This is a genomic window from Streptomyces sp. PA03-3a, assembly GCF_033792735.1.
Lineage (GTDB): Bacteria > Actinomycetota > Actinomycetes > Streptomycetales > Streptomycetaceae > Actinacidiphila.
Window position 1 is genome coordinate 43,831 of sequence record NZ_JARAVM010000002.1, and the last position, 24,292, is coordinate 68,122.

Here is a 24,292-nt window from a genome sequence, read left to right on the forward strand (position 1 = left end):
GTCACTGGCTCCAGATCTTCTGTGCGCTGCTCTGCCACGTGGTGAGGATGGAGCCGATCTGCTTGGGCTTGGCCAGGTAGTGCACCAGCGCGGTGTCCGCGGTCGGCTGGAGTGCGTCGCTGGAGTCGCGGTTGAAGAACTGCGTCACGTCGGCGGCGCTCTCGATGAGCTTGCGGCCCTTGACCACCAGCGGGGTGCCGACGTCCTTGGCGTCCGGGTGCGTGGGCAGCGCGGTGCCGGAGGAGTTCTTGAGGTAGAGCTCCTGCGCCTCGGCGGAGGCCAGGTAGCTCAGCAGCTCCTTGACGCCGTCGGCGCGCTTGCTGCGGGCGCTGGCGAAGTAGCCGTCGGTGGGCGCCTCCTCGGCGACCGGCACCTTGGGGTCGATGATCGGGAACTGGAAGAAGTCCAGGTCGCCCAGGGCGTCCTTCGGCGCGGCGTCGGCGAAGAAGGTGCCGATGAGCATCATGCCGGTCCGGCCCTGCAGCAGGGCGGTGGTGGCGTCCTGGAACGGTATCGCCGTCCCGTTGGGGTCGAAGTACGGGCGGGCCTGGTCCCAGGTGTCGAAGACCTTGCGGACCTCGGGGTCGTCGAAGCGGTGCTTGCCCGCGAGCAGTTCGCGGTGGTACGTCGCGCCGTTGACACGGATGTTGAGGTAGTCGAACCAGGCCGAGGCGACCCACGGGGTGTCGCCGCCGGCGCCGAGGCCGATGGGGGCGACGCCCTTGCTCTTGAGCTTGTCGCACAGGTCGAGGAACTCGTCCCAGTTCTTCGGCTCCTGGACGCCCCACTTGGCGAAGTTGGACTTCCGGTAGAACATGCCCCACCAGTAGTAGCTGGTGGGCACGAAGACCTTCTTGCCGCTGGAGGTCGAGGTGCACAGCTTCTTCAGGGCGTCGGAGTAGCCCGACAGCTCGGGCTTGCCCCAGATGTCGTCCAGGTCGAGGAGCAGGTCCTTCTTGGCGTACGACTCGGCGACGGAGCCCGGGTACCAGGTGTAGATGTCCGGCGGGTTGGCCGAGGTGAGGTACGTCGGCAGCTGCGTGCGGAAGGTCTCCGACGCGACGGTGTTGAGCTTCGCCTCGGCCTTGCCGCTCTTGTTGAAGGCGGCCACGAGCTGCTGCATCGAGGTCTTCGCCTGCGGGGAGGAGAGGTTGGACTGCAGGGTCACCGGGCCGCCGGACTCTCCTCCGGAGGCGGACGGGCTCTGGGTGACGCAGCTGCTGAGCAGCGCGCCGGTGCCGACTGCGCCGGACACGGCGAGGAACCGGCGGCGGCTGGCGTTGAAGGCGGTCATATGTGCACTCCCTTGGTGCCCACGGAACGGAGCTGAGGCCCCCTGACGGCCCGGCTCTGGGTGCGGCAGGAAGAGCCTGTCGCAGGGGTCAGCGTCCCGTCAAGATTAATTACTAATTTATTTTCTGAGGGATCCGCCTCCGGGCCGAACAAGGCCCGGGGGCACACCCGTTGGTGCCGGTAGGCACGGGTTGACGCAGGTGAAGCAGGGTGGAGCAGGATGTTGCGAAGTACCGCGCGACGGTCGCGCGGAACTCAGAAGGCGTCCCGGCGGACGCGACCGTCCACCCCGCGGATGGCGACGAGCACACCGCCACCCGTCCCGGCGACACCGTCGGGGGAACCGTCGAAGGCACCGCCGACGATGCCGCAACCGCTGTCGCAGTACTGCCGCCCACGATGCGAAGCCAAGGGGTTCTCCCGAGAGTTGGGGGTTCGGGGCACCCCACTCCGGTCGTACCGGGCACCGGTGCCACGGCGGAAACTGTGGCCGGACCCTCGAAGCCTGTCAATATTAATTGCTAATTAACTTAAAAACGCGATCTTTCGGTGACCTGGAAAGGGTCGCGGCACCCGGTCCCGCGGGCTTCCGTAGGATGCGGCGATGCCCCGCCCCCTCCTGGTCGCCACCGATCTCGACGGCACGCTCCTGCGAAACGACGGCACGCTCTCCGCACGCACGCTGGACGCCCTGCGCACCACGTCCGGCGCCGGCGCCGAGGTCGTCCTCGTCACCGCCCGGCCGCCTCGCTATCTCGACGCCCTGGCCGCCGCCACCGGCCTCACCGGTACCGCGGTGTGCTCCAACGGCGCGATCGTGTACGACATCGCCGGCCGCACCGTCACGGGGTCCACCCCGCTCGCCGCCTCCGTCGCACGAAGGGTCGCCGCCGCCCTGCGGGACGCGGCACCCGGCGTCGGCTTCGCCGTGGAGACGGGCCACCATCTGCACTGGGCACCGGGGTACGGGCACCACCTGCCCGAGGACGCGGACGCCGAACTCCCCGTGCGCTCGCTCGCCGAACTGTGGACGGCCCCGGGCCCCGTGGTGAAGCTGCTCGCCTGGTCGCCCGCGCTCGACGCGGACGCCCTGCTGGCCGTCGCGGAGCACGCCGCGGGCGGCGGGGCCCAGTTCACCCACTCCGGCGGCCGCGGTCTGCTGGAGGTCAGCGCCCGCGGCGTCACCAAGGCGGCCGCCCTCGCGGCCCTGTGCGCGGACCGCGGCATCCCCGCCGAGCGGGTCGTCGCCTTCGGCGACATGCCCAACGACCTGCCCGTTCTGACCTGGGCGGGCACCGCGTGCGCCGTCGCCAACGCCCACCCGGCCGTGCTCGCGGCGGTCCCCCACCGCACGGCCTCCAACGAGGACGACGGCGTGGCCCGCGTCCTGGAGCGGCTCTTCGGAGCAGGAGCGCGGGAGCGCTGACACACCGAAGGGCGATCCCCGGGAGTTCACACCGTCCGGACCGTGTCAGCCGATTCCGTCCGTGCCGCCCGCGCCCTCCGCCGCCTCGCGCAGGGCCTCCAGGACCGGGCGGAGCAGGGGGTGCTCCTCGGCGCCGCGGCGCACGGCGGCGAAGACGCGGCGGGTGGCGACGACGTCGTCGACGGGGCGCACGGCGACGCCGGACAGGTCCATGTCGCGCAGGGCGCTGCGCGGGACGAGGGCCACGCCCGCGCCCGCCGCCGCGAGGGCGACGACCGCGCGGAAGTCGTCGGAGGAGTGCTCCAGGCGGGGCTGGAAACCGGCGTACTCGCAGGCGAGGACGACCACGTCGTGGCAGGGGTTGCCGGGGTAGGGGCCGATCCAGGTCTCGCCGGCGAGGTCGGCGACGCGGACGGAGCCCGTCCCGGCGTCGGCGAGGCGGTGCAACGACGGGAGGACGGCGTCGAAGGGCTCGGCGTACAGGGGGACGCGGGAGAGCCGCTGGTCGTCGGCGCGGGGGGCGCCGCGGTACTCGACGGCGACGGCGATCCCCGCGCGGCCGTCGAGCACCATGGGCAGCGACTCGTCGCCCTCGGCGTCCCGGACCCGGACCCTGATGCCCGGGGCCGTCCCGGCCAGGGCGGCGATGGCCGGGGCGAGCACCAGCGCGATGCCGGTGGCGAAGGAGGCCACGGTCACCTCGCCGGCGGCGCCGGAGGTGTACGCGGCCAGCTCGGCCTCGGCGCGTTCGAGCTGGGCCAGGACCGTGTTGGCGTGGGTCAGCAGGATCTCGCCGGCGGGGGTGAGCTGGACGCCGCGGCCGCCGCGTTCCAGCAGCCGGTGGCCGGTCTCGTGCTCCAGGGCCGCGAGCTGCTGGGAGACCGCGGAGGGGGTCAGGTACAGCGCCGCGGCCGCGGCGGTCACCGTACGGTGGTCCGCCACGGCCCGCAGGGTCCGCAGCCGTCGTGCGTCGATCACCCATTCATCCTGCCAGGGCATCGCGCGCGGCGATGAATGCGTCCACCGCCTTCTCGACGTCCGCGGTGGAGTGCGCGGCCGACAGCTGGACCCGGATGCGGGCCTTGCCGTGCGGCACGACGGGGTACGAGAAGCCGATGACGTAGACGCCGTGCTCCAGCAGCAGCTCCGCCATGCGGCCCGCCTCCGAGGCGTCGCCGATCATGACCGGCGCGATCGGGTGCTCGCCGGGCAGGATCTCGAAGCCGGCCTCGGTCATGCGGGAGCGGAAGAGGGCGGTGTTCTCCGCGAGGCGGGTGCGCAGCTCCTCGGAGTCCTCGATCAGGTCCAGGACCTTGAGGGAGGCGGCGGCGATGACCGGCGCGAGGGAGTTGGAGAACAGGTACGGACGGGAGCGCTGACGCAGCAGCGCGACGATCTCCGCGCGGGCCGCGACGTAGCCGCCGGAGGCGCCGCCGAGTGCCTTGCCGAGGGTGCCGGTGAGGATGTCGACGCGGTCCATCACCCCGTGCAGGGCGTGGGTGCCGCGGCCGCCGGGGCCGGTGAAGCCGACGGCGTGGGAGTCGTCGACCATGACCATGGCGTCGTAGCGGTCGGCGAGGTCGCAGATCTCGTCCAGCGGCGCGATGTAGCCGTCCATCGAGAAGACGCCGTCGGTGACGATGAGGCGGCGGCGGGCGTCGGACGCCTCCTTGAGGCGGGCCTCCAGCTCGGCCATGTCGCGGTTGGCGTAGCGCAGGCGGCGGGCCTTGGACAGCCGGATGCCGTCGATGATGCTGGCGTGGTTGAGCGCGTCGGAGATGACGGCGTCGTTCTCGTCGAGGAGGGTCTCGAAGACGCCGCCGTTGGCGTCGAAGCAGGAGCTGTAGAGGATCGTGTCCTCGGTCCCGAGGAAGGCCGACAGCCGGGCCTCGAGCTCCTTGTGGACCTCCTGGGTGCCGCAGATGAAGCGGACGGACGCCATGCCGTAGCCCCAGCGGTCCAGAGCGTCCTTGGCGGCGGCGGTGACCTCGGGGTGGTCGGCGAGGCCGAGGTAGTTGTTGGCGCAGAAGTTGAGGACGTCGCCGGGGGCGCCGCCGCCGGTGACCGAGACGGAGGCGCTCTGGGGACTGCCGATCACGCGCTCGGGCTTGAAGAGTCCCGCCTCGCGGATCTCGTCGAGGGTGCCGCGCAGGTCGTCGCGGACGGAGTCGAACATCGGGGTTCTCCCTGGGAAGCTGCGGGTGGTGCGGGCGGGCCGTGCCTCGGGGGCCGGAAGGGTCAGGCGGTCCAGTCGAGGACGACCTTGCCGCAGCGGCCGCTCGCCGCGTCGTCGAAGGCGGCGTCGAAGTCGCGGTAGGAGTAGCGGCCGGTGACCACCGGGGCGATGTCGAGGCCGCCCTCCAGCAGCACGGACATGGCGTACCAGGTCTCGAACATCTCGCGGCCGTAGATGCCCTTGATGGTGATCATCGACGTGACGATCTTGGCGAAGTCGACGGAGAAGTCCTCCGAGGGCAGGCCGAGCATCGCGATGCGGCCGCCGTTCGTCATGTTGGCGATCATGTCGCGCATGGCTTCGGGGCGGCCGGACATCTCCAGGCCGATGTCGAAGCCCTCGCGCAGGCCCAGCTCGCGCTGGCCGTCGGCGATGGTGGTCTCGGCGACGTTGAGGGCGAGGCTGACGCCGACCTTGCGGGCGAGCTCCAGGCGGTACTCGCTGACGTCGGTGATGACGACGTTGCGCGCGCCGGCGTGCCTGGCGACGGCCGCGGCCATGATGCCGATCGGCCCGGCGCCGGTGATCAGCACGTCCTCGCCGACCAGCGGGAAGGACAGGGCGGTGTGGACGGCGTTGCCGAACGGGTCGAAGATCGCCGCTATGTCGAGGTCGACGGGGACCCGGTGCACCCACACGTTGGACGCGGGCAGCGCGACGTACTCGGCGAAGGCGCCGTCGCGGCCGACTCCGAGGCCGATCGTGTTGCGGCACAGGTGGCGGCGGCCGGCCAGGCAGTTGCGGCACTTGCCGCAGACGAGGTGGCCCTCGCCGCTGACGAGGTCGCCGGTCGTGATCTCGGCGACGTCGGAGCCGACGGCCGCGACCTCGCCGACGAACTCGTGACCGAGCACGAGGGGGGTGGTCACTGCCTGCTGGGCCCAGCCGTCCCAGGAGCGGATGTGCAGGTCGGTGCCGCAGATGCCGGTACGCAGCACCTTGATGAGGACGTCCCCGGGACCGATCTCCGGCTCCGGGACGTCCCGCAGCCACAGGCCGGGCGCGGCCTTCTCCTTCACCAGTGCCTTCACTCTTGCGACTCCTGCCGGCAGACGAGGTGGCCCGGCCCGCGCGGGGGGACGCGGACCGGGCACGAGGGGACCCGGGCGGAAGCGGCGGCGCCCGACGGCGCCGGCTCGCGCGTTGCGCCGGGCAGACAGCAATCTGCCCGGCTTCGGGCGTTCAGTCCATCGATCTTTTCTTAAGCTCGGCAACAGCGCAGCTTCACACTCGGCCGGAAGGACGACGCGGGCCGCCCGCGCCCGGCGCCGTCGCGGCTCAGCGCCCGCCGAGCGCGGCGAGCTGCGCGGTGATGGTGTCGGTGTCCTGGAAGGACAGGCCGATGCGGGCGACATGCTTCCAGCGCACCAGTCCCTCCGCGTCCACGATGAAGACCGAGCGCTTCAGGCCGAGGCCCGGCATGGTGATGCCGTACGCCTTGGCCACCGTGCGCTCGGTGTCCGCGAGCAGCGGGAAGCGCAGGTCGCGCTTGCGGGCGAAGCGCTCGTGGCTGTCGAGATCGCTGAAGTTGACGCCCCACACCGTCGCCCCGAGGTCGCGGAAGCGGTCCAGGTCGGAGGTGTAGGAGCAGAGCTGCTTGGTGCACACGGCCGAGTCGTCCCCGGGATAGAAGGCGAGCACGACGGGGGCGCCGCGCTGCGCGGACAGCGAGTACGCGCCGCGCTCGGCACCGGATCCGTCGAGCAGGACTCCCGGGAGGGTGAAGTCGGGGGCGGGGGTGCCGATCTCGGGCACGGGCATGGGGGGTCCTCTCACGGGGGGGGTGGCTCGGCAGGCTCAAGCGACAATACAGAACGTTCGTTCTTGCAGAGACGCTACGCGGTGCCGTCCGCTACCGTCAAGGACATGAGTGCCCCTCCCGCCGTTCCCCTCGTCACGTTCGCCGCCGCGGACGCGCCGCCGCGCGACCGCATCCTGGCCACCGCGGCCCGGCTGTTCTACACCGAGGGCATCCACGCGGTGGGCATGGACCGGATCGTCACGGAGGCGTCCACCACCAGGGCGACGCTCTACCGGCACTTCCTGGGCAAGGAGCAGCTCGTCCTGAGCTACATCCAGGCCACCGACGAGCAGATCCGCGCCTTCACCACGGCCGCGCTGGAGGGTCTGGGCGCCCGGGAGGCGCTGGCGGGGGTGGCCGGCGCGCTCGGCGACCAGCTGTGCTCACCGGGCTTCCGCGGCTGCCCGTTCCTCAACGCGGCCGCGGAGTACCCCGACCCGGCCGACCCCGTCTCACGCGCGATCGTGGCCCACCGGACCTGGCTGCGGGAGCTGGTCGCCCGGCTGCTCGCCGAGGCGGGCGCCCCCGAGGCCGCCGAGGACGCGGCGACGCTGATGATGCTGCGCGACGGCGCCGTGATGACCGCGGCGCTCGGTGACGCGGACGCGGTCCGCGCCTCCCTGGAACGGGCGATACGGCGCGTTCTGGAGGCCGCCGGGGTGGGGTGAGCGCCCACGGCGCGAGGCGTCGGCCCGCGAGGCCGACCCCTCCCACTCCCGTGCAGCGGCATGGGATGACTGAGACTCCGCCAACTTGAAGACGCAGGTCAAAGGGTTGGCGTGACGGTCGTCCCAGGTTCTCACGCTGGTCGGAGGCGGCAGTCTCCGGAGCAGATTGTTCTTCAGGGCCGGTGACCCGGCACCGGCGGTCTCAAGACCAGGCGACCTCGCCATGGCGGTCGATGAAGCGTCCGGTGCCGGCGCCGAGCTCCTCGGTGGCGAGGGCGGCGATCACGTCCGTGCCCTCGGTGAGGGTCTGGGAGCCGCTGTGACCGCTTATGTCGGTCGCGGTGTAGCCGGGGTCGGCGGCGTTGACGCGAATGCCCTTGAGCCCTTTGGCGTACTGCGTGGTCAACATCGTCAGCGCCGCCTTCGAGGAGGCGTACAGCGGCGCGACGACGTGCGACTCGGACCGGCCGGGGTCGTGGGTGAAGGCGATGGAGCCCATGCCACTGCTGACGTTGACGATCACGGGGTCGTCCGAGCGGCGCAGCAGCGGCAGGAACGCGCAGAAGCCCCGGCCGCGACTGGCGGTTCAGCCCGTGAGGGTGTTGAGCCAGCCGGTCAGCAGACGGTTGATCTCCTCGGGGCGTTCCTGCTGGATCCAGTGGCCGCAGCCCTCTACGAGGTGGGAGGCGGTCAGGCCGGGGGGGGTGGTGGGGAAGGCGTCGATAGCGTCGGACATCCAGGTGGTCGAGGCGTCCAGGGCGCCGCCGATGAACAGGGACGGCTGCTTGATCGGGGCTCCGCGGTGGGGGGCGAGGTCTTCCCAGTCGCGGTCCACGTTGCGGTAGCGGTTGAGGGCGCCGGTCAGCCCCGTGCGCTCGAACTCTCCGGCGTAAACGTCGAGGTCGTCCTCGGCCAGCCAGGCCGGGAGGATGCCGGCGGGAAAACGGTCACGTAGCCGGCCGCCGTGGGCGACGAAGTGCGGGTCGGGCTCTCCCTGGGCGGGCATGGTGTCGGCGGACAGGGCGGCGTAGAAGCCCGCGAGCCAGCCCCGCACGTCAGGCTCGATCTCCGTCTCGGCACGGCCGGGCTCCTGGAAGTAGGAGACGTAGAACTCCTGCTCGGGGCCGCCGATCCGGCCAAAGATGTCGGTGGGGCGGGGGCCGCCGGGTGGCGCGTACGGGACGCTCAGCAGGGCGACGGCCCTGAAGACCTCGGGGTGGAGCAGGGCGGAGGTGGCGGCGATGTCGGAGCCCCAGTCGTGGCCGACGACCACCGCGTTCTCCTCGCCGAGGGCGTGCACGAGGGCGACGTTGTCCTCCACCATGTCCAGCATCCGGTAGGCATCGGTCGCCGCGGGCTTGGATGAGCGGCCGTAGCCGCGCACGTCGAGCGCCACCGCCCGGTAGCCGGCCGCGGCGAGGGCCGGGAGCTGGCGGCGCCAGGAGTACCAGGACTCGGGGAAGCCGTGCACGAGCAGGACCAGCGGGCCGGCGCCCTGCTCGACCAGGTGCAGGCGCCCGGCAGGGGCCTCGACGGTGCGGTGGCGGAGTCCGGGGGACGGATCGGGCTGCATGGGGGGCTTCTCTCGGTTCGCGGGTGGACGCAGGTACGCATCGATCATGCGACGCGGCGACCGTCCGATGCGATTACCCTTGCCAATCTGGCAAACTTGCAGGACAGGATGGTGGAGCGGCACGTCCGGAAGGGGGGCATTGCGGGTGACAGGCGACGACGTGGCCGACACGCTGGCGGCGATGGGCCCCCGGCTGCGGGCCGCACGCGAACACCGCGGCGCCACGCTCACCGGCGTCAGCTGCGCGACCGGCATCTCCCCGAGCACGCTGTCGCGGATCGAGACCAGCCGACGCAAGCCCACCCTGGAAGTGGTGCTGCAGTTGGCGAAGGAGTACGGCGTCTCCCTGGACGAACTGGCCGGCACCGCCCCCGCCGCCGCGCCCCGCACCTCCGCGCTCCAGCGTTTCGGCGACGACAAGGCGGTGCTGCCGCTGACCCGGTACGTCGGGGGCCTGCACGCCCACAAACACGTCCTGCCCGCCGTCCAGGAGCCGCCCGCGCGGCCCCGGCAGGTCTCCCACGACGGCTGGGAATGGCTGTGCGTCCTGTACGGGCGGCTGTGGCTCGCCCTCAGCGACCAGGACCTCGTCCTGAGCGCCGGGGACGTCGCCGAGTTCGAGACCCGCAATCCCCACGGGGTCACGAACGCCGGCCCCGGCGGCCCGGTCGAGTACCTGATCATGTTCGGGCCGCAGGGAGAGCGCCTGCGACCGCGCACCCCGCCCGCCCCCGGCCCCAGGGCTCGGTAGCACGCAGTGAACGAACGGCCTGACGTCCCGGATACGCCCAGGATGTCAGGCCTCTTCCTCGTCGTCCTCAGCGGCGTCGGGGTCACGGAAGGGGCGCAGGCCCTGGCCGGGGCCGCTGGCCTTGATGTTGAACAGGTAGCGGCTCAGGAAGGTGATGTGCCGGTCCCTTGAGTGGGGAGAGGCGGGCGACGTCCTCGTCCTTGATGTCGTGGCCTTCGGCGCGGAGCCGGGCCACGGCGGCGACGCGCCGCACGGCCGTGCGGCGGGTGGGCTTCGCCGCGGCCCGGCGCCGTGCACGGGGCTGTCCCGTGGGGCGGGACGGGGCGGGGGTCAGCCGGCGTGGGTGGAGAACAGCCCGCCGGTAGGGCCCTGCTTGTCGCCGCCCTGGGCCTTCTTCAGGGCGTTGGCCAGGCCCTCGATGGTCATGGACTGCAGGATGACCCGGCCGTCGCCCTCCAGGGTCGCCAGCGAGAGCCCCTCGCCACCGAGGACGGCGTTCATGATCCCCTGCCGGTTGAGCCCGCCGATGCGCTGCACGCCGTAGCGGACGCCGTCCTCGAAGGCGACGATGCAGCCGGTGTCGACCTCGATGCGGCCGCCGAAGTCGGCGGGGTTGAGGTCGATGAAGTTGCCCGCGCCCGCGATGATCACCGTGCCGCGGCCGGTGAACTTCTCCAGGATGAAGCCCTCGCCGCCGCTGGTGCCGGTGCGGCCGCCCTGGAAGGCGATGCCGAAGTCGACGGTCGACTCGGCGGCCACGAAGGCGTCCTTCTCCGCGTACCAGGCGCGCGACCCGTCCAGCTCCAGGGCGCGCATCTCGCCGGGCAGGACGCCCGCGAAGCCGACGGTGCCCTCGCCGCCGCTCGCGCTGAAGTACTGGAAGGCGATGCTCTCGCCCGCCAGCATGCGCTGGCCGACCTGCATGGCCGTGCCCATCGCCTGGCGCAGCATGCCGCCCATGCCGCCGCCCGCCCCGCCGCCCTGGTCCTGGCGCTGGGCGCCGGGGCCGGCCAGCCGGGTGTCCATGCTCACGTTCGCGGTCTTGAACAGGAACTTTCCCGCCTCGCAGTAGACGGTCTGGCCGGGCTGAAGGGTGCACACGGCCATCTGCATGGCGTTGCCGACGATCTGCTGCTTGAGGGTCACTGCGGTGCTCCGGGTGGTCTCGGGGTGCTCTCGTTCAGGCGGATGTACCCGACAACGAACGACCCGGACGATTCGGTTCCGGTTGCTCCTCCGGCCGCGCGGCGTGGGCGGTCGGCCGCCCGCCGGCGTCGAGGAAGCGGGCGAGCGGCAGGGTGGCGGCGCCGACCGTGACCGCGTCCGTCCCGAGCCGGCCCAGCTCGATGGAGGTCTGGGCGCAGGGGTGGTGCAGCGCGTAGGCGGCGGTGGCCTCGCGGACGGCGTCCAGCAGCCGGGGACCGATCATCAGGCCGGTCCAGCCGGACAGCACGATGCGCTCGGGGTTGAAGAGGTTGACGAGGTCGGCGATGCCGGCGCCGAGGTACTCGGCGGTCTCGTCGAGCAGCGCGACGGCGGCGGCCTCTCCGGCCTCGGCGGCGGCGAGGAGGGCCGCGATCGCGGACTCCTCGCTCACCCCGGCGGGCGCGTCCCAGCGCTCGATGAGCGCCTCGGCGCCCACGTAGGCCTCCAGGCAGCCGCGGGCGCCGCAGCGGCAGCGCCGTCCGCCGACCTGGAGGGTGGTGTGCCCCCACTCCCCCGCACTGCTGCTGGCGCCGCGGTACGGCTTGCCGTCGGCGACCACGCAGGCGCCGACCCCGGAACCGAGCAGGGCGATCACGGCGTTGCGGGCGCCGCGGCCGGCGCCGAACCACATCTCGGCCTGTCCGAGGGTCTTGGCGCCGTTGTCGATGTGGAGCGGCAGCGAGGTGCCCTCGGCGAGCAGCGCGCCGAGGGGGACGGCGTCCCAGTCGATGGTCTGGCCGTGGACGACCGCGCCGGCGCCGCCGGTGCCCTGCTCGACGATGCCGGGGACGCCGATGCCGACGCCCAGTACGAGGGCGGGGTCGACGCGGGCGTCCTCCAGGACGACGGAGAGGCCGTCGAGGATGAGCTGGACGACGAGGGCGACGTCGTGGCCGCTGTCCGCCAGCGGACGGTCGGTGGAGGAGAGTTCGGCGAGGGCGAGGTCGAAGAGGGTGACGCGGACCCGGGTCTCGCCGACGTCGACGCCGATGAGGAAGCCGTGCCGGGGGGCGACCTTGAGCATGACGCGGGGGCGGCCGCCGTCGGACTCGACGGAGCCGGCCTCCTCGACGACGCCGTCGGCGATGAGCTCGGCCACGACGTTGCTGATGGAACCTGTGCTCAGTCCGGTGTCCCTGGCCAACTCCTGACGGCTGAGGGGTCCTTCGAAGTACAGGTGACGCAAGAGCGCCGAACGGTTGCCCCGCCGCAGGTCGCGTACGGTCCGCTTGCCTCGGTCTGCCATGGTGCTCCCTCCCCGGCTGAATCTATCGCTGCGCCAAGTCTTGACGCCAGGTTTTCTCAGACGTTAAATCACGCCTTGAATTAAGGCGTGACGTTCTTCACTTCCCGAAGGCACCCACCCTGGAGAGGGATCCCCGGTCATGCACATCACCCGTACCACGGCCGCCGCGACGCTCGCGGCCGCGCTCATCGCCTCCGCCACCGCGTGCGGCGGCGGCTCCTCGACCGACGGCGGCGGCAACGGCAGCCCCAAGGAGCTCACCTACTGGGCCAGCAACCAGGGCGCCAGCCTCGAGGCCGACAAGGCGACCCTGACACCCGAGCTGAAGAAATTCGAGAAGCAGACCGGGATCAAGGTCAAGCTCGAGGTCATCCCGTGGTCCGACCTGCTCAACCGGATCCTCGCCGCGGCCACCTCCGGCCAGGGCCCCGACGTCCTCAACATCGGCAACACCTGGTCCGCCTCGCTGCAGGCCACGGGCGCCCTGCGCCCCTTCGACGCCAAGGCGTTCGAGGCCATCGGCGGCAAGGACCGCTTCGTCTCCTCGGCCCTGGGCGCGACGGGCGCCGAGGGCAAGGACCCGGCCGCGGTCCCGCTGTACTCGCTGGCGTACGGCCTGTACTACAACAAGAAGATGTTCGCCGACGCGGGCATAGCCAACCCGCCCACCACCTGGGACGAGCTCGTCGCCGACGGCAAGAAGCTCACCAAGGGCGGCAAGTACGGCCTCGCCGTCGAGGGCGGCAACCTCTCCGAGAACGTCCACCACGCCTTCGTCTTCGGCAAGCAGCACGGCGCCGACTTCTTCGACGCCTCCGGCAAGCCGACCTTCACCACCCCCGAGGCGGTCACGGCCGTCAAGCAGTACATCGACTTCATCGCCAAGGACAAGATCACGGCCCCCGGCAACGCCGAGTACGCGGCCAACCAGTCCGTCGCCGACTTCGCCACCGGCAAGGCCGCCATGCTGCTCTGGCAGGCCGCCGGCTCCTCGCTGAAGTCCCACGGCATGAAGCCCGAGGACTACGGCGTCGCCCAGGTGCCGTTCCAGACCGCGGGCGCCTCCGGCGAGACCGCCGTGAACTCGATGGTGGCGGGCATCAACCTGGCCGTCTTCAAGAAGACCGACAACGTCGACGGCGCGCTGAAGTTCGTGAAGTTCATGACCAGCGACGACGAGCAGAAGATCCTCAACGGCACCTACGGCTCGCTCCCGCCCGTCAAGGCCGCCCAGTCCGACCCGGCCTTCGCCACCCCGGACCTGAAGGTCCTCGCGGACGCGCTCGCCAAGAGCGCGGCGCCGCTGCCGCAGGTCGCCAACGAGAGCCAGTTCGAGACCGCCGTCGGTACCGCGATGAAGGACCTGTTCGCCGACGCCGCCGCCGGGAAGCCGGTCACCACCGACAGCGTCAAGGCCGCCCTCGAAAAGGCCCAGCAGCAGATGCCGGCGTCGTGAGCGTGAAGGAACCCGTGACCGCCACCGTGCCGCCCGTCCGGCACAGCTCCAAGACGCCTTCCCCCGGCGGCCGGCGGGCCGCCGGGGGGAGGGCCCCGCGGTCGCGGCTGCGCCTGCCGGCGCGGCTGCGGCGCGCGTCGCTCCCGTACGTCCTGCTCCTGCCGGCCCTCGCGCTGGAACTGCTCATCCACCTGGTGCCGATGGTCGTCGGCGTGGTGATGAGCTTCAAGGAGCTCACCCAGTTCTTCATCAGCGACTGGTCGGCTGCCCCCTGGAAGGGCCTGGACAACTACCGCGTGGCGGTGGACTTCAACGCACCGGTCGGCGAGGACCTGCTCAAGTCCTTCCTCGTCACCTGCGAGTTCACGGTGCTGGCGGTCGGGCTGTCCTGGCTGTTCGGCACCGCCGCCGCGATCCTGATGCAGGACGCCTTCCGCGGCCGCGGACTGCTGCGCGCGGTCTTCCTGGTGCCGTACGCGCTGCCGGTCTACGCGGCGGTGATCACCTGGTCGTTCATGTTCCAGCGGGACACCGGCATGATCAACCACGTCATCCACGACCAGCTGCACCTCACCGACGGCCGGCCCTTCTGGCTGATCGGCGACAACAGCTTCTTCGCGCTGGTGACGGTGTCGGTGTGGCGGCAGTGGCCGTTCGCGTTCCTGTGCCTGATGGCCGGTCTGCAGAACATCCCGCGCGAACTGTACGAGGCGGCGGCGATGGACGGCGCCGGGATCTGGCAGCAGATCCGCAGGATCACCCTGCCGTCGCTGCGCCCGGTCAACCAGGTGCTGGTGCTGGTGCTGTTCCTGTGGACGTTCAACGACTTCAACACGCCCTATGTGCTGTTCGGGCGGGCCGCGCCGGACGCCGCGGACCTGATCTCGATCCACATCTACCAGTCGTCGTTCGTGACCTGGAACTTCGGCTCCGGCTCGGCGATGTCCGTGCTCCTGCTGCTGTTCCTGCTCGTCGTGACGGTGCTCTACCTGCTCGCCACCTCCCTGAGGAGGAAGGATGCCTGACGCCCGCAGCCCCATGGCCGCGCCGCGCTCCTTCGTGTGGACCCGGCGGATCGTGCTGACCGTGCTGACGGCCTTCGCGCTGGCGCCGGTGTTCGTCATGGTCGTCTCGTCGCTGAAGCCGCTGCAGGACGTGCAGGGCCCGTTCCGCTGGTTCCCCAGCGGCTTCACCCTGCGCCCGTACGCGGACATCTGGCACACCGTGCCGCTCGCCCGGTACTTCGTGAACTCGCTGCTCGTGGCGGGCGGGGCGACGCTGTGCTCGGTGGCGGTGGCGATCTTCGCGGCGTACGCCGTGAGCCGCTACGACTTCAAGGGGCGCCGCTTCTTCTCGGTGACGATCCTGTCCACCCAGATGTTCCCCGGCATCCTCTTCCTGCTGCCGCTCTTCCTGATCTTCGTCAACCTCGGCAACGCCACGGGCATCGCCCTGTACGGCAGCCGCGGCGGCCTGATCCTGACCTACCTCACCTTCTCGCTCCCCTTCTCCATCTGGATGCTGGCGGGCTACTTCGACTCGATCCCCCGGGACCTGGACGAGGCCGCCATGGTCGACGGCTGCGGGCCGCTGGGCGCGCTGTTCCGGGTGGTCGTCCCGGCCGCCGTGCCCGGCATCGTCGCGGTCTGCGTGTACGCCTTCATGACGGCCTGGGGCGAGGTGCTGTTCGCCTCCGTCATGACCAACGACACCACCCGCACGCTCGCCGTCGGCCTGCAGGGCTACGCCACCCAGACCGACGTGTACTGGAACCAGGTCATGGCCGCCTCGCTCGTGGTCAGCGTGCCCGTCGTCGCCGGGTTCCTGCTCCTGCAGCGCTACCTCGTCGCCGGGCTGACCGCCGGCGCCGTCAAGTGAGCCCCACCGCCCCTCAGCGTCACCCGAACGAAAGGCAGTCCGTGACCCTCGACCTCAGCGCCCTCCCCGACGGATTCGTGTGGGGCGCCGCGACGGCCGCTTACCAGATCGAAGGAGCCGTGGCCGAGGACGGCCGAGCGCCCTCCATCTGGGACACCTTCTCCCGCACCCCGGGGAAGGTCGCGAACGGCGACACCGGTGACGTCGCCTGCGACCACTACCACCGCGTGCCGGAGGACATCGGCCTGATGGGCCGGCTCGGCCTGGACGCGTACCGCTTCTCCCTCGCCTGGCCGCGCGTGATGCCGCAGGGCGGCGGGCCGGTCAACCCCGCGGGCCTGGCCTTCTACGACCGCCTGGTGGACGCCCTGCTGGAGGCGGGCATCACCCCCTTCCCCACCCTGTACCACTGGGACCTGCCGCAGGCGCAGCAGGACCGCGGCGGCTGGCCGGAGCGGGAGACCGCGCTGCGCTTCGCCGAGTACGCGGCCGTGGTGGCCGAGCGGCTCGGGGACCGGGTCACCCACTGGGCGACGCTCAACGAGCCGCTGTGCTCGGCCTGGATCGGCCATCTGCAGGGCGTGATGGCCCCCGGCCTCACGGACCTGACGGCAGCCGTCCGCGCCTCGTACCACCTGCACCTGGGCCACGGGCTGGCGGTGCAGGCGCTGCGCGCCGCGATCCCGAACGCGCAGGTCGGCATCGTCAACAACCTCAGCCCGTGCGAGCCGGCCTCCGACCGGCCCGAGGACGTCGCCGCGGCGCTGCGCGCCGACGGGCACACCAACCGCTGGTGGCTGGACCCGATCCACGGCCGCGGCTACCCCGAGGACATGCTGGAGCTGTACGGGGTCGAACTGCCCGTGCAGGCGGGCGACATGGAGGCCATCGCGGCGCCGCTGGACTGGCTGGGCCTCAACTACTACTTCCGTGACATCGTTGCCGACGACCCGGCGGGCCCGGTCCCCCACACCCGCGCCGTGCGCGTCCCCGACGTCCGCCGCACCGCGATGGACTGGGAGGTGCACGCCGGCGGCCTGGAGCGGCTGCTGCTGCGGCTGACCGAGGAGTACGGCGCCCGCAAGATCTACGTCACCGAGAACGGCTCGGCGTACGAGGACCACGTCGGCCCCGACGGGCAGGTCCACGACCCCGAGCGCACCGCCTATCTGGAGGAGCACCTGGCGGCCTGCGCCCGCGCCGTGCGCGGCGGTGCCCCGCTCGCCGGCTACTTCGCCTGGTCGCTGCTGGACAACTTCGAGTGGGCGTACGGCTACGCCAAGCGCTTCGGCCTCGTCCACGTCGACTACGCGACCCAGCGCCGGACCGTCAAGGGCAGCGGCCGCCGCTACGCCGACATCATCGCCGCCCACCGCGGCCGCGCCCGCAGCGCGGCCTGACCTCCCTCGTCATCCCGTCTCCACCCCCCACACAGGAGATCCGCGATGCCACACCACCCCCACATCGGACGCCTGATCGCCGTGCTCGCGGCGGTCGCGGCGGCCTTCGCTGGGTTATTGCTCGCCGGACCCGGGGCGGCCGCCGCCACGGCCGTCCAGGTCACCATGACCACCACCTCCGACGGCAGGACCGTCGTCCGGGGCCTGCAGGAGCAGGCCCCGGCCGCCTTCGAGGCCGGCAACGGCAGCGGCGGCACGGTCATCACGGTGGACCCCGCCACCCGCTACCAGCCCTTCGAGGGCGGCGGGGCGTCCTTCACCGACAGCGCCGCCTGGCTGATGAACTCCTCCGGCGCCCTGTCGGCGGCCACCCGTGACGCGACCATGCGCAAGCTGTTCTCCCCCACGGAGGGCATCGGCCTGGGCTTCCTGCGCAACCCGATGGGCGCATCCGACATCGCGCGCAGCCACTACACGTACGACGACACCTGCTGCGACCTGTCGGACTTCTCCATCTCCCGGGACCTGGCCGACGTCCTGCCGATGACCCAGCGGGCGCGGCAGCTCAACCCGGACCTGAAGGTCATGGCGGTGCCGTGGTCGGCGCCGGCGTGGATGAAGGACAACGGCAGGCTGACCCAGATGGGCAAGCTGAGGCCCGAGTACTACGACACGTACGCGCAGTACTTCGTGAAGTACCTGCAGGCCTACGAGCAGCGCGGCGTCCACGTCGACTACGTCTCGGTGCAGAACGAGCCGCAGTGCTGCGGCGCGAACAGCAACTACCCCACCATGGAGTGGTCGGCGGCCACGCTGCTGGACTTCACCAGGAACCACCTCTTCCCGGCGTTCCGTTCGGCCGGGATCACCACCAGGGCGCTCGTCCACGACTGGAACCACGGCGACTGGAACACCACCGGCGCCGGCCAGCTCGCCGACGCCGCGCTGCGCGGCGACCCCCTGTTCGGAGGCGTCGCCTGGCACGGCTACACCCCGACCCCGCCGGACTACGCGCTGGGCAGCACCGTCCAGAGCCAGTACCCGGGTGTGGCGCAGTACGAGACCGAGCACTCCGGCGGCACATGGGTCGGCGATCAGCAGCTGGAGGACCTGCGGGACATCACCGGCTTCACCCGCAACTGGGCCCGCGCGTACGTGAAGTGGTCGCTGGCGCTGGACCAGGCCAGGGGCCCGCACGCGGGCGGCTGCGACAGCTGCAGCGGGCTGGTCACGGTGCACAACGGCGACGCGCGCAGCGGGCAGGTCGACTTCACCGTCGAGTACTACACGATGGGGCAGCTGACGAAGTTCGTCCGCGCGGGCGCGGTGCGGATCGGCAGCAACGCCACCGACCCCGTGTGGAACACCGCCTTCGTCAACAGCGACGGGCAGCGGGTGCTCGTCACCCACAACTCCTCGTCGTCCACCCAGCAGGTCACGGTCCGCGAGGCCGGGCAGCACTTCACCTACAGCCTGCCCGCCCGCGCCACGACCACCTTCACCTGGTCCGGCGCGCCGACCGGCGGCGGGGGCGGCGACGGGGACGGCATCAGCGCCTCCGCCTGGTACCAGGTGGCCGGCGCCGGCTCCGGCAAGTGCGTGGACGCCAAGGACCGGGGCACCGCCGACGGCACGGCGGTGCAGCAGTGGAGCTGCGTCGCCGGGCAGGCCAACCAGCAGTGGCAGTTCCGACCGACCGACGGCGGCTACTACCGGGTGGTGAACCGCAACGCGACCGCCACCGAGCAGGTCTGGGACGTCACCGGCGGCGCGTCGGCGACGGGCGACTCGGTGCCGCTGCAGACCTGGCGGTGGTCCTCGGGCGCCAACCAGCAGTGGAAACCGGTGCTCCAGGCGGACGGTTCGTACGTCCTCACGGCCCGGCACAGCGGCAAGTGCCTGGACGTCGCGTCCGCTTCGGCGGCCGACGGCGCCCTGCTGCAGCAGTACACCTGCAACGGCACCGCGGCCCAAGCCTTCCGGCTGACGCCGGCGGGCTGATCGGCCCCGCGCGGCGCCGGCGTACGAGGGAGACGCCGGCGCCGCGCGGCACCAGCACCCCCTCCGGGGCACCGGGGCCCCGGAGGGGGCTCACCATCGGCGGCGGGCGCGACACCGGCGCCGCGGATGCCTTCGCGCGTGACGTCCCGCTGCCGCCCGGGCGCTGGGCGGTCCACGCCGTCGAGGCGACGGTGGGGACCACACCTCGCTCGAGCGGGTGCCGCTCGAGCCCGCCGCCCCCTGAGGGCCGTCAGGCCAGCTCGGCCCAGCGCCGGGCCAGGAGCGCGGCGCCCGCCCCGGTCAGTGAGCCCCACAGCCGCAGGCGGGCGATGCCTCCGTCGGGATAGATCTCCAGCCGTACGTGGGTGGCGGGCGGGACGCCGACCACGAAGCGGTGGACGGTGTCGGGCTGCAGGGGGGTGCGGGGCAGGATCTCGAACCACTCGCCGTCCTCGCCGTCGCGGCCGAGCAGGGCGGCCCAGCCGGCGGCGTTGCCCTTGTAGTAGCCGGTGTCGATCTCGACGGCGCGTACGGTGCCCTGCCCGGCGAGGCGGTAGCGCGCCCAGTCGTGGCCCTTGTCGCGGCGGCGGCGGGTCTCCCAGCCGTCGCCCATGCGGCGGGAGGTGCCCGGCAGGATGGGGTTGACCGGGGAGGAGTAGAAGCGGTCGGAGACGTCCTCGGGGGCGCCGCCGTTCTCCAGCGCGACCAGGTCGAAGGTGCCGAGCGCGGTCAGCCACGCCGGGTCGGGGACGACCTCGCCGTGGACGCGCAGCCGGGCGATGCCGCCGTCGGGGAACTGCTTGAGCCGCAGATGCGTGAAACGGCGCTCCACGGCCGTCTCGAAGCCGTTGGCGGCGTGGCCGCCGACGGCCGTGCGGGGTACGAGTTCCGTCCACTCCACGCCGTCGGCGAGCAGGTCCTCGGGGGCGGCGGACAGGGATGCGCAGGTGGCTTCGACGGCGATCTGCTGAGGGTGGTTGCCGCGGAAGTGGGCGGTGTCCACCACCACGCCCCGCACGATCCCGGGGGCGGCGAGGCGGATCAGCGCCCAGTCGTGGTCGGCGTCGGCGGGGTGGGGGCCGGCGGCGTCGGCGCCGCGGCGGCGGCGGGTCTCCCAGCCGTCCATGACCTGCCCCTTGTGGCCGAAGTGCTCGGCACGGAACTCGGGCCGCTCGGGGACGAGCAGGTTCTCCCGTTCGGCGAAGAACTCGTCGTTGGCGGCGATCACGCCTGCGCCCAGGCGCCGGTCGGCGAGGTCGGCGAGACCCGTGAAGGGCAGGTCGGCGCCGCGGTAGTCGGCGTAGGGGTCCCCTCCGGAGTACGGCTGGGCGGCGCCGGTGTACCGGGGTATGGCGGTCACGCGTTCTCCCTTGTGATGAGGCGGCCGGAGGGGTGGGCCGGGGTGCCGTGGTCGGCGATCCGCTCGCCGCGCAGCCAGGTGCTCCGTACGACCCCCTGGAGGGTGCGGCCCGCGTAGGCGGTGACCCGGTTGCGGTGGTGGAGCGCCGCCGGGTCCACGGTGAAGCTCTCGTCGGGAGCCAGGACGGCGAAGTCGGCGTCGTGGCCGGGTGCGACGGCGCCCTTGGTGGTGAGCCCGGCGAGGCGTGCCGGGCCCCGCGCCATCCAGCCGACCACGTCGGCGAGCGTGGCGCCACGCCGGCGGGCCTCGGTCCAGATCGCGGGCAGGCCGAGCTGCAGGGAGGAGATCCCTCCCCAGGCGGCACCGAAGTCGCCGGTGTCGAGGTGCTTGAGGTCGGCGGTCGAGGGCGAGTGGTCGGAGACGACGCAGTCGAGGGTGCCGTCGAGCAGGCCCTGCCACAGGGCCTCCCGGTTGCCCGCCTCGCGGATCGGCGGGCAGCACTTGAACTGGGTCGCGCCGTCGGGGACCTCCTCGGCGGTGAGGGTCAGGTAGTGCGGGCAGGTCTCGGCCGTCAGCCGTACGCCGTCCCGGCGGGCGGCGGCGATCAGGGGCAGGGCCTCGGCGGAGGACAAGTGCAGGACGTGCACCCGGCAGTCCAGGCGGCGGGCGAGGGCGATCAGCGCCTCGACCGCGGCGTTCTCGGCGGCGCGGGGGCGGGAGGCGAGGAAGCCGGCGTATGCGCGGCCGGAGGGCTGCGGGGCCCCCTCGATGAGCCGGGAGTCCTCGGCGTGGACGATCAGCAGCCCGTCGAACCGGGCGATCCCGCGCATCGCCTCCTCCAGTTCCGCCGGGCCGAGCTGGGGGAACTCCTCGACGCCGGAGGGCAGCAGGAAGCACTTGAAGCCGAAGACCCCGGCCTCGTGGAGGGGGCGCAGATCCTTGGCGTTGCCGGGTACGGCGCCGCCCCAGAAGCCGACGTCGGTGTGGATCCGGCCACGGGCGGCGGCGCGCTTGACCTCCAGGTGGGCGGTGGTGGTGGTCGGCGGGATGCTGTTGAGCGGCATGTCGATCAGCGTCGTGACGCCGCCGGCCGCGGCGGCCCGGGTGGCGGTCTCGAAGCCCTCCCATTCGCTGCGCCCGGGGTCGTTGACGTGGACGTGGGTGTCGACCAGGCCGGGGAGCAGGGCGTCCGTGCCGAGGTCGACCAGGCGGGCACCGGGCGGGGCCTCGGTCCCGTACGGCAGGACGGCGGCGATCCGGCCGCCCGCGACGGCCACGTCGGCGGGGCGCTCGCCCTGCGGTGTGACGACCCGCGGTGAACGCAGCACGAGCTCGATCGCGTCAGCGGCCTCGGACACGGGTTCCCCTTCCACCGGCGTCGCACAGAAATTCAACGTTCTGTTGAAATGCATCCTCCGCTCGCGCGCGAGCCGCCGTCAACCCCTTCCCCGGCGCCGCACGCCGCCCCGGCAGTAGAGTTGGAGAATTCCACCCAATGGAATGCGTTTTCCGCACACACCGGCCACCGCCGCGCCCACGACCGCCCCGAACAGCGGTCACCTGCCTGGTCAGGGCCGGTAGGCTGCACCATCACCACCGTCCGCCTGGGGAGGAAACGTGGCGTCAGACCGCGCCGGGGGCGTGCAGTCCCTCGAACGCGCCTTCGACTTGCTGGAGCGGATGGCCGACGCGGGCGGCGAGGTGGGCCTCAGCGAACTGTCCGCGAGCAGCGGGCTGCCGCTGCCCACGATCCACCGGCTGATGCGCACCCTGGTCGACTGCGGCTACGTACGCCAGCAGCCCAACCGCCGCTACGCGCTGGGGCCCCGGCTGATCCGCCTGGGCGAGAGCTCGGCCCGCCTCCTGGGCACCTGGGCCCGCCCCTACCTGGCGGAGCTGGTCGAGGCGACCGGCGAGACCGCCAACATGGCGCTCCTCGACGGCGACGAGGTCGTCTACGTCGCCCAGGTCCCCTCACGGCACTCGATGCGGATGTTCACCGAGGTCGGACGGCGCGTCCTGCCGCACTCCACGGGCGTCGGCAAGGCCCTGCTGGCCCACGTCCCGCCGGAGGAGGTGCGCGCCCTGCTGGCCCGCACCGGGATGCCGGCGGCCACCGAGCGGACCATCGTCGACCCGGACGCCTTCCTCGCGGAACTGGAGCACATCCGCGCGCAGGGCTACGCCGTCGACGACAACGAGCAGGAGGTCGGGGTCCGCTGCCTGGCGGTCACCGTCCCCGACTCCCCCACGGCCGCCGCCATCTCCATCTCCGGACCCGCCGGACGGGTGACCGAGGCGGCCACGGAGAAGATCGTGCCGGTGCTGCAGGGCGTGGCGCGGCAGCTGTCGGCGGCACTGGCGAGCAACGGCGCGGCCTGAGCGCACCCGGTCGGCATGGCGCCCGCGCCGGTGGGTGGGTGCGGGCGGGCGGTTCGGCTGTCGCGCCGTCTCGCGCCCTGCGGGCGCACAGGCGATGCGAAACCCGGGGCCACGACAAAGCGCGGGCCGCCCCAGACGGCCGCCGACGCGGCGAAAGCGGTCGCCGCACAGGCACACGTGTGGCCGGAAGCAGGACGTCGCGCCCCCGCGACGGCTTGACCTCGAGCGCACTCCAAGGCCTACGGTCAGCACCGTAACGACCCCACGACCCCGGACGGGGGGACCATGCAACTGGGTTTGCACCTCACGAAGTTCGACCATCCGGCCGGACCGGCCGGGCTCGCGCCCGCGCTGGCCGCGGCGGGCGAGGCCGCCGAGTCGGCCGGCGCGGGCTGGCTGTCGGTGATGGACCACTACTTCCAGATGGAGAACAACGGCGGCGCCGAGGCCGCCATGCTGGAGGCCTACACGACGCTGGGCTTCCTCGCCGCCCGGACCACCTCCGTACGGCTCGGCGTCCTCGTCACCGGGGTCACCTACCGCCACCCCGGCCTCCTGGCGAAGATCGCGACCACGCTCGACGTCCTGTCCGGCGGCCGGGCGACGCTAGGGCTCGGCGCCGCCTGGTACGAGCGTGAGCACCTGGGCCTGGGCGTGCCCTTCCCGTCGCTCGCGGAGCGCTTCGAACGGCTGGAGGAGACCCTGCGGATCTGCCTGCAGATGTGGGACGGGGACGACGACGGCCCCTTCGAGGGCACGCACTACTCCCTGGCGGAGACCCGCAGCGCCCCGGCCCCGGTGAGCACGCCCCGTCCGGAGATCATGATCGGGGGCGGCGGCGAGCGGAAGACCCTCCGCCTGGTCGCCCGGTACGCGGACGCCTGCAACCTCTTCGCCTCCTCGACCACCGAGGTCGCGCACAAGCTGGACGTGCTGCGCGCCCACTGCGACGAGGCCGGACGCGACTACGAGCGGATCCGCAAGACCATGCTCTTCGTCGGCGACTCCATCCGCGACGGCGACACCGACGCCTTCGTCGCCGACATGGCCGGCTACGCCAAGCTCGGCGTCGACACGGTCATCGTGGTCCCACCGGACGCCGAGCCGGCCGGCTGGATCGACAGCCGCTGCGCGCCGGCCGTCCCCCGGCTGGCCGAACTCGGCTGACCGGCCCCGCGGGCGCCCCGCGTCACTGGGGACGCGGGGTGCCGAACAGCTCGATCGCCCTCCGCACCTCGGTGAGGGCACCGGCCAGGGCGCTGACGGAGCCGAGCGCCCCGGCGATCACGAGCAGGCCGCGGCGCAGCCGCGGGACGTCCGGGACACCGGCGTCCGCGGCGGCGGCCAACGCGGAGAGCTCGTCCTCGGCGATGTGCCGGTCCGGTAAGTTGCCCCGGTACCCGGCGAGTTCACGGCGACAGCGGGCGACCGCGACCCGCAGGGCGGCCACCCTCGGGTCGAGGGTCCCGTCGTCGTCCACCGCCGCGCGGGCGGCCATGTCCTTCACCACTGATACGTCCCCCACAGGTAGGCCCCCGGTGATCCCCCATGGGCGGCCGGCCCCATCCGGTCCGCCGCATCGGGGAGGACAGTAAACGCGACGGAGCGCTTCCCC

At 72.3% G+C, this 24,292-nt stretch carries 22 protein-coding genes and 1 pseudogene; 10 read left to right on the forward strand and 13 right to left on the reverse strand.

Annotated elements, in window-relative coordinates; all coding sequences use genetic code 11:
• Position 1: 1 nt before the first annotated feature.
• Entirely contained in the window at positions 2–1,294 is a 1,293-nt protein-coding gene (locus tag PV342_RS02390; RefSeq protein WP_500315705.1) for an ABC transporter substrate-binding protein, read from the reverse strand.
• A gap of 254 nt (positions 1,295–1,548) precedes the next feature.
• Positions 1,549–1,704: a hypothetical protein gene (locus tag PV342_RS02395; RefSeq protein ID WP_400796096.1), complete on the reverse strand. Its 156-nt coding sequence runs from the start codon at positions 1,702–1,704 to the stop codon at positions 1,549–1,551.
• A gap of 193 nt (positions 1,705–1,897) precedes the next feature.
• Between PV342_RS02395 and PV342_RS02400 the strand changes: the two genes are divergently transcribed.
• Complete coding sequence (locus tag PV342_RS02400) at positions 1,898–2,719, forward strand: HAD family hydrolase (protein ID WP_400796094.1); 822 nt, start codon at positions 1,898–1,900, stop codon at positions 2,717–2,719.
• A 45-nt stretch (positions 2,720–2,764) separates the two neighbouring features.
• On the opposite strand, the gene PV342_RS02405 is transcribed toward PV342_RS02400, so the two are convergent.
• From PV342_RS02405 to PV342_RS02420, 4 genes are all read right to left on the reverse strand, one after another.
• The gene (locus tag PV342_RS02405) at positions 2,765–3,697 is read right to left on the reverse strand and encodes a LysR family transcriptional regulator (RefSeq protein ID WP_400796091.1); all 933 of its coding nucleotides are present in this window, start codon (positions 3,695–3,697) and stop codon (positions 2,765–2,767) included.
• A 4-nt stretch (positions 3,698–3,701) separates the two neighbouring features.
• Positions 3,702–4,895 (reverse strand): glycine C-acetyltransferase, encoded by a 1,194-nt coding sequence (locus PV342_RS02410; protein ID WP_361006411.1) that lies wholly within the window; start codon positions 4,893–4,895, stop codon positions 3,702–3,704.
• 62 nt (positions 4,896–4,957) lie between these two features.
• Positions 4,958–5,986 carry an L-threonine 3-dehydrogenase gene (tdh, locus tag PV342_RS02415; RefSeq protein WP_018563053.1) on the reverse strand — a complete coding sequence of 343 codons (1,029 nt, stop codon included), beginning with the start codon at positions 5,984–5,986 and terminating at the stop codon, positions 4,958–4,960.
• A gap of 247 nt (positions 5,987–6,233) precedes the next feature.
• On the reverse strand, positions 6,234–6,716 hold the full coding sequence (locus PV342_RS02420; protein WP_018563054.1) for a peroxiredoxin: 483 nt from the start codon (positions 6,714–6,716) through the stop codon (positions 6,234–6,236).
• A 105-nt stretch (positions 6,717–6,821) separates the two neighbouring features.
• Between PV342_RS02420 and PV342_RS02425 the strand changes: the two genes are divergently transcribed.
• Entirely contained in the window at positions 6,822–7,424 is a 603-nt protein-coding gene (locus tag PV342_RS02425) for a TetR/AcrR family transcriptional regulator (protein WP_392607182.1), read from the forward strand.
• A 202-nt stretch (positions 7,425–7,626) separates the two neighbouring features.
• Here PV342_RS02425 and PV342_RS02430 read toward each other — a convergent pair.
• Together PV342_RS02430 and PV342_RS02435 are read right to left on the reverse strand one after the other, a co-directional pair.
• Positions 7,627–7,983, reverse strand: a pseudogene (locus tag PV342_RS02430) (SDR family NAD(P)-dependent oxidoreductase); the annotation flags it as partial.
• A gap of 27 nt (positions 7,984–8,010) precedes the next feature.
• A complete protein-coding gene (locus PV342_RS02435) occupies positions 8,011–8,997 on the reverse strand; it encodes an alpha/beta fold hydrolase (protein WP_500315706.1) in 987 nt (328 codons plus the stop codon).
• Between the two features lie 145 nt (positions 8,998–9,142).
• Between PV342_RS02435 and PV342_RS02440 the strand changes: the two genes are divergently transcribed.
• On the forward strand, positions 9,143–9,748 hold the full coding sequence (locus tag PV342_RS02440; protein WP_500315707.1) for a helix-turn-helix domain-containing protein: 606 nt from the start codon (positions 9,143–9,145) through the stop codon (positions 9,746–9,748).
• A gap of 330 nt (positions 9,749–10,078) precedes the next feature.
• On the opposite strand, the gene PV342_RS02445 is transcribed toward PV342_RS02440, so the two are convergent.
• Both PV342_RS02445 and PV342_RS02450 read right to left on the reverse strand, forming a co-directional pair.
• Positions 10,079–10,894 carry an AIM24 family protein gene (locus tag PV342_RS02445; protein ID WP_500315708.1) on the reverse strand — a complete coding sequence of 272 codons (816 nt, stop codon included), beginning with the start codon at positions 10,892–10,894 and terminating at the stop codon, positions 10,079–10,081.
• A gap of 34 nt (positions 10,895–10,928) precedes the next feature.
• Positions 10,929–12,200, reverse strand: a complete 1,272-nt coding sequence (locus tag PV342_RS02450; RefSeq protein ID WP_500315709.1) for an ROK family transcriptional regulator — start codon at positions 12,198–12,200, stop codon at positions 10,929–10,931.
• Positions 12,201–12,339: 139 nt separating this feature from the next.
• On the opposite strand from PV342_RS02450, the gene PV342_RS02455 reads away from it, so the two are divergent.
• Genes PV342_RS02455 through PV342_RS02475 form a run of 5 tightly spaced genes read left to right on the forward strand, consistent with a single transcriptional unit; the run spans position 12,340 to position 18,935 of the window.
• Positions 12,340–13,656, forward strand: a complete 1,317-nt coding sequence (locus tag PV342_RS02455; protein ID WP_400796075.1) for an ABC transporter substrate-binding protein — start codon at positions 12,340–12,342, stop codon at positions 13,654–13,656.
• Positions 13,657–13,670: 14 nt separating this feature from the next.
• Positions 13,671–14,681: a carbohydrate ABC transporter permease gene (locus tag PV342_RS02460; protein ID WP_386986626.1), complete on the forward strand. Its 1,011-nt coding sequence runs from the start codon at positions 13,671–13,673 to the stop codon at positions 14,679–14,681.
• Positions 14,674–15,534, forward strand: a complete 861-nt coding sequence (locus tag PV342_RS02465) for a carbohydrate ABC transporter permease (protein WP_106435098.1) — start codon at positions 14,674–14,676, stop codon at positions 15,532–15,534. Before PV342_RS02460 ends, PV342_RS02465 begins: the two co-directional genes overlap by 8 nt.
• A 41-nt stretch (positions 15,535–15,575) precedes the next feature.
• Positions 15,576–16,934, forward strand: a complete 1,359-nt coding sequence (locus PV342_RS02470; protein ID WP_400796070.1) for a GH1 family beta-glucosidase — start codon at positions 15,576–15,578, stop codon at positions 16,932–16,934.
• Between the two features lie 45 nt (positions 16,935–16,979).
• On the forward strand, positions 16,980–18,935 hold the full coding sequence (locus PV342_RS02475) for an RICIN domain-containing protein (RefSeq protein ID WP_400796066.1): 1,956 nt from the start codon (positions 16,980–16,982) through the stop codon (positions 18,933–18,935).
• Positions 18,936–19,185: 250 nt separating this feature from the next.
• Here the strand turns inward: PV342_RS02475 and alc are convergent, their stop codons facing one another.
• Positions 19,186–20,295 carry an allantoicase gene (gene alc, locus PV342_RS02480; protein WP_500315710.1) on the reverse strand — a complete coding sequence of 370 codons (1,110 nt, stop codon included), beginning with the start codon at positions 20,293–20,295 and terminating at the stop codon, positions 19,186–19,188.
• Positions 20,292–21,653, reverse strand: coding sequence for an allantoinase AllB (gene allB / locus PV342_RS02485; protein ID WP_400796056.1), 1,362 nt, complete (start codon positions 21,651–21,653; stop codon positions 20,292–20,294). Before allB ends, alc begins: the two co-directional genes overlap by 4 nt.
• Positions 21,654–21,912: 259 nt before the next feature.
• Between allB and PV342_RS02490 the strand changes: the two genes are divergently transcribed.
• Positions 21,913–22,677: an IclR family transcriptional regulator gene (locus PV342_RS02490; protein ID WP_361009150.1), complete on the forward strand. Its 765-nt coding sequence runs from the start codon at positions 21,913–21,915 to the stop codon at positions 22,675–22,677.
• A 285-nt stretch (positions 22,678–22,962) separates the two neighbouring features.
• A complete protein-coding gene (locus PV342_RS02495) occupies positions 22,963–23,844 on the forward strand; it encodes an LLM class F420-dependent oxidoreductase (protein WP_500315711.1) in 882 nt (293 codons plus the stop codon).
• A 22-nt stretch (positions 23,845–23,866) separates the two neighbouring features.
• Here PV342_RS02495 and PV342_RS02500 read toward each other — a convergent pair whose 3' ends face one another.
• A complete protein-coding gene (locus tag PV342_RS02500; RefSeq protein WP_500315712.1) occupies positions 23,867–24,175 on the reverse strand; it encodes a DUF5955 family protein in 309 nt (102 codons plus the stop codon).
• Positions 24,176–24,292: the final 117 nt, after the last annotated feature.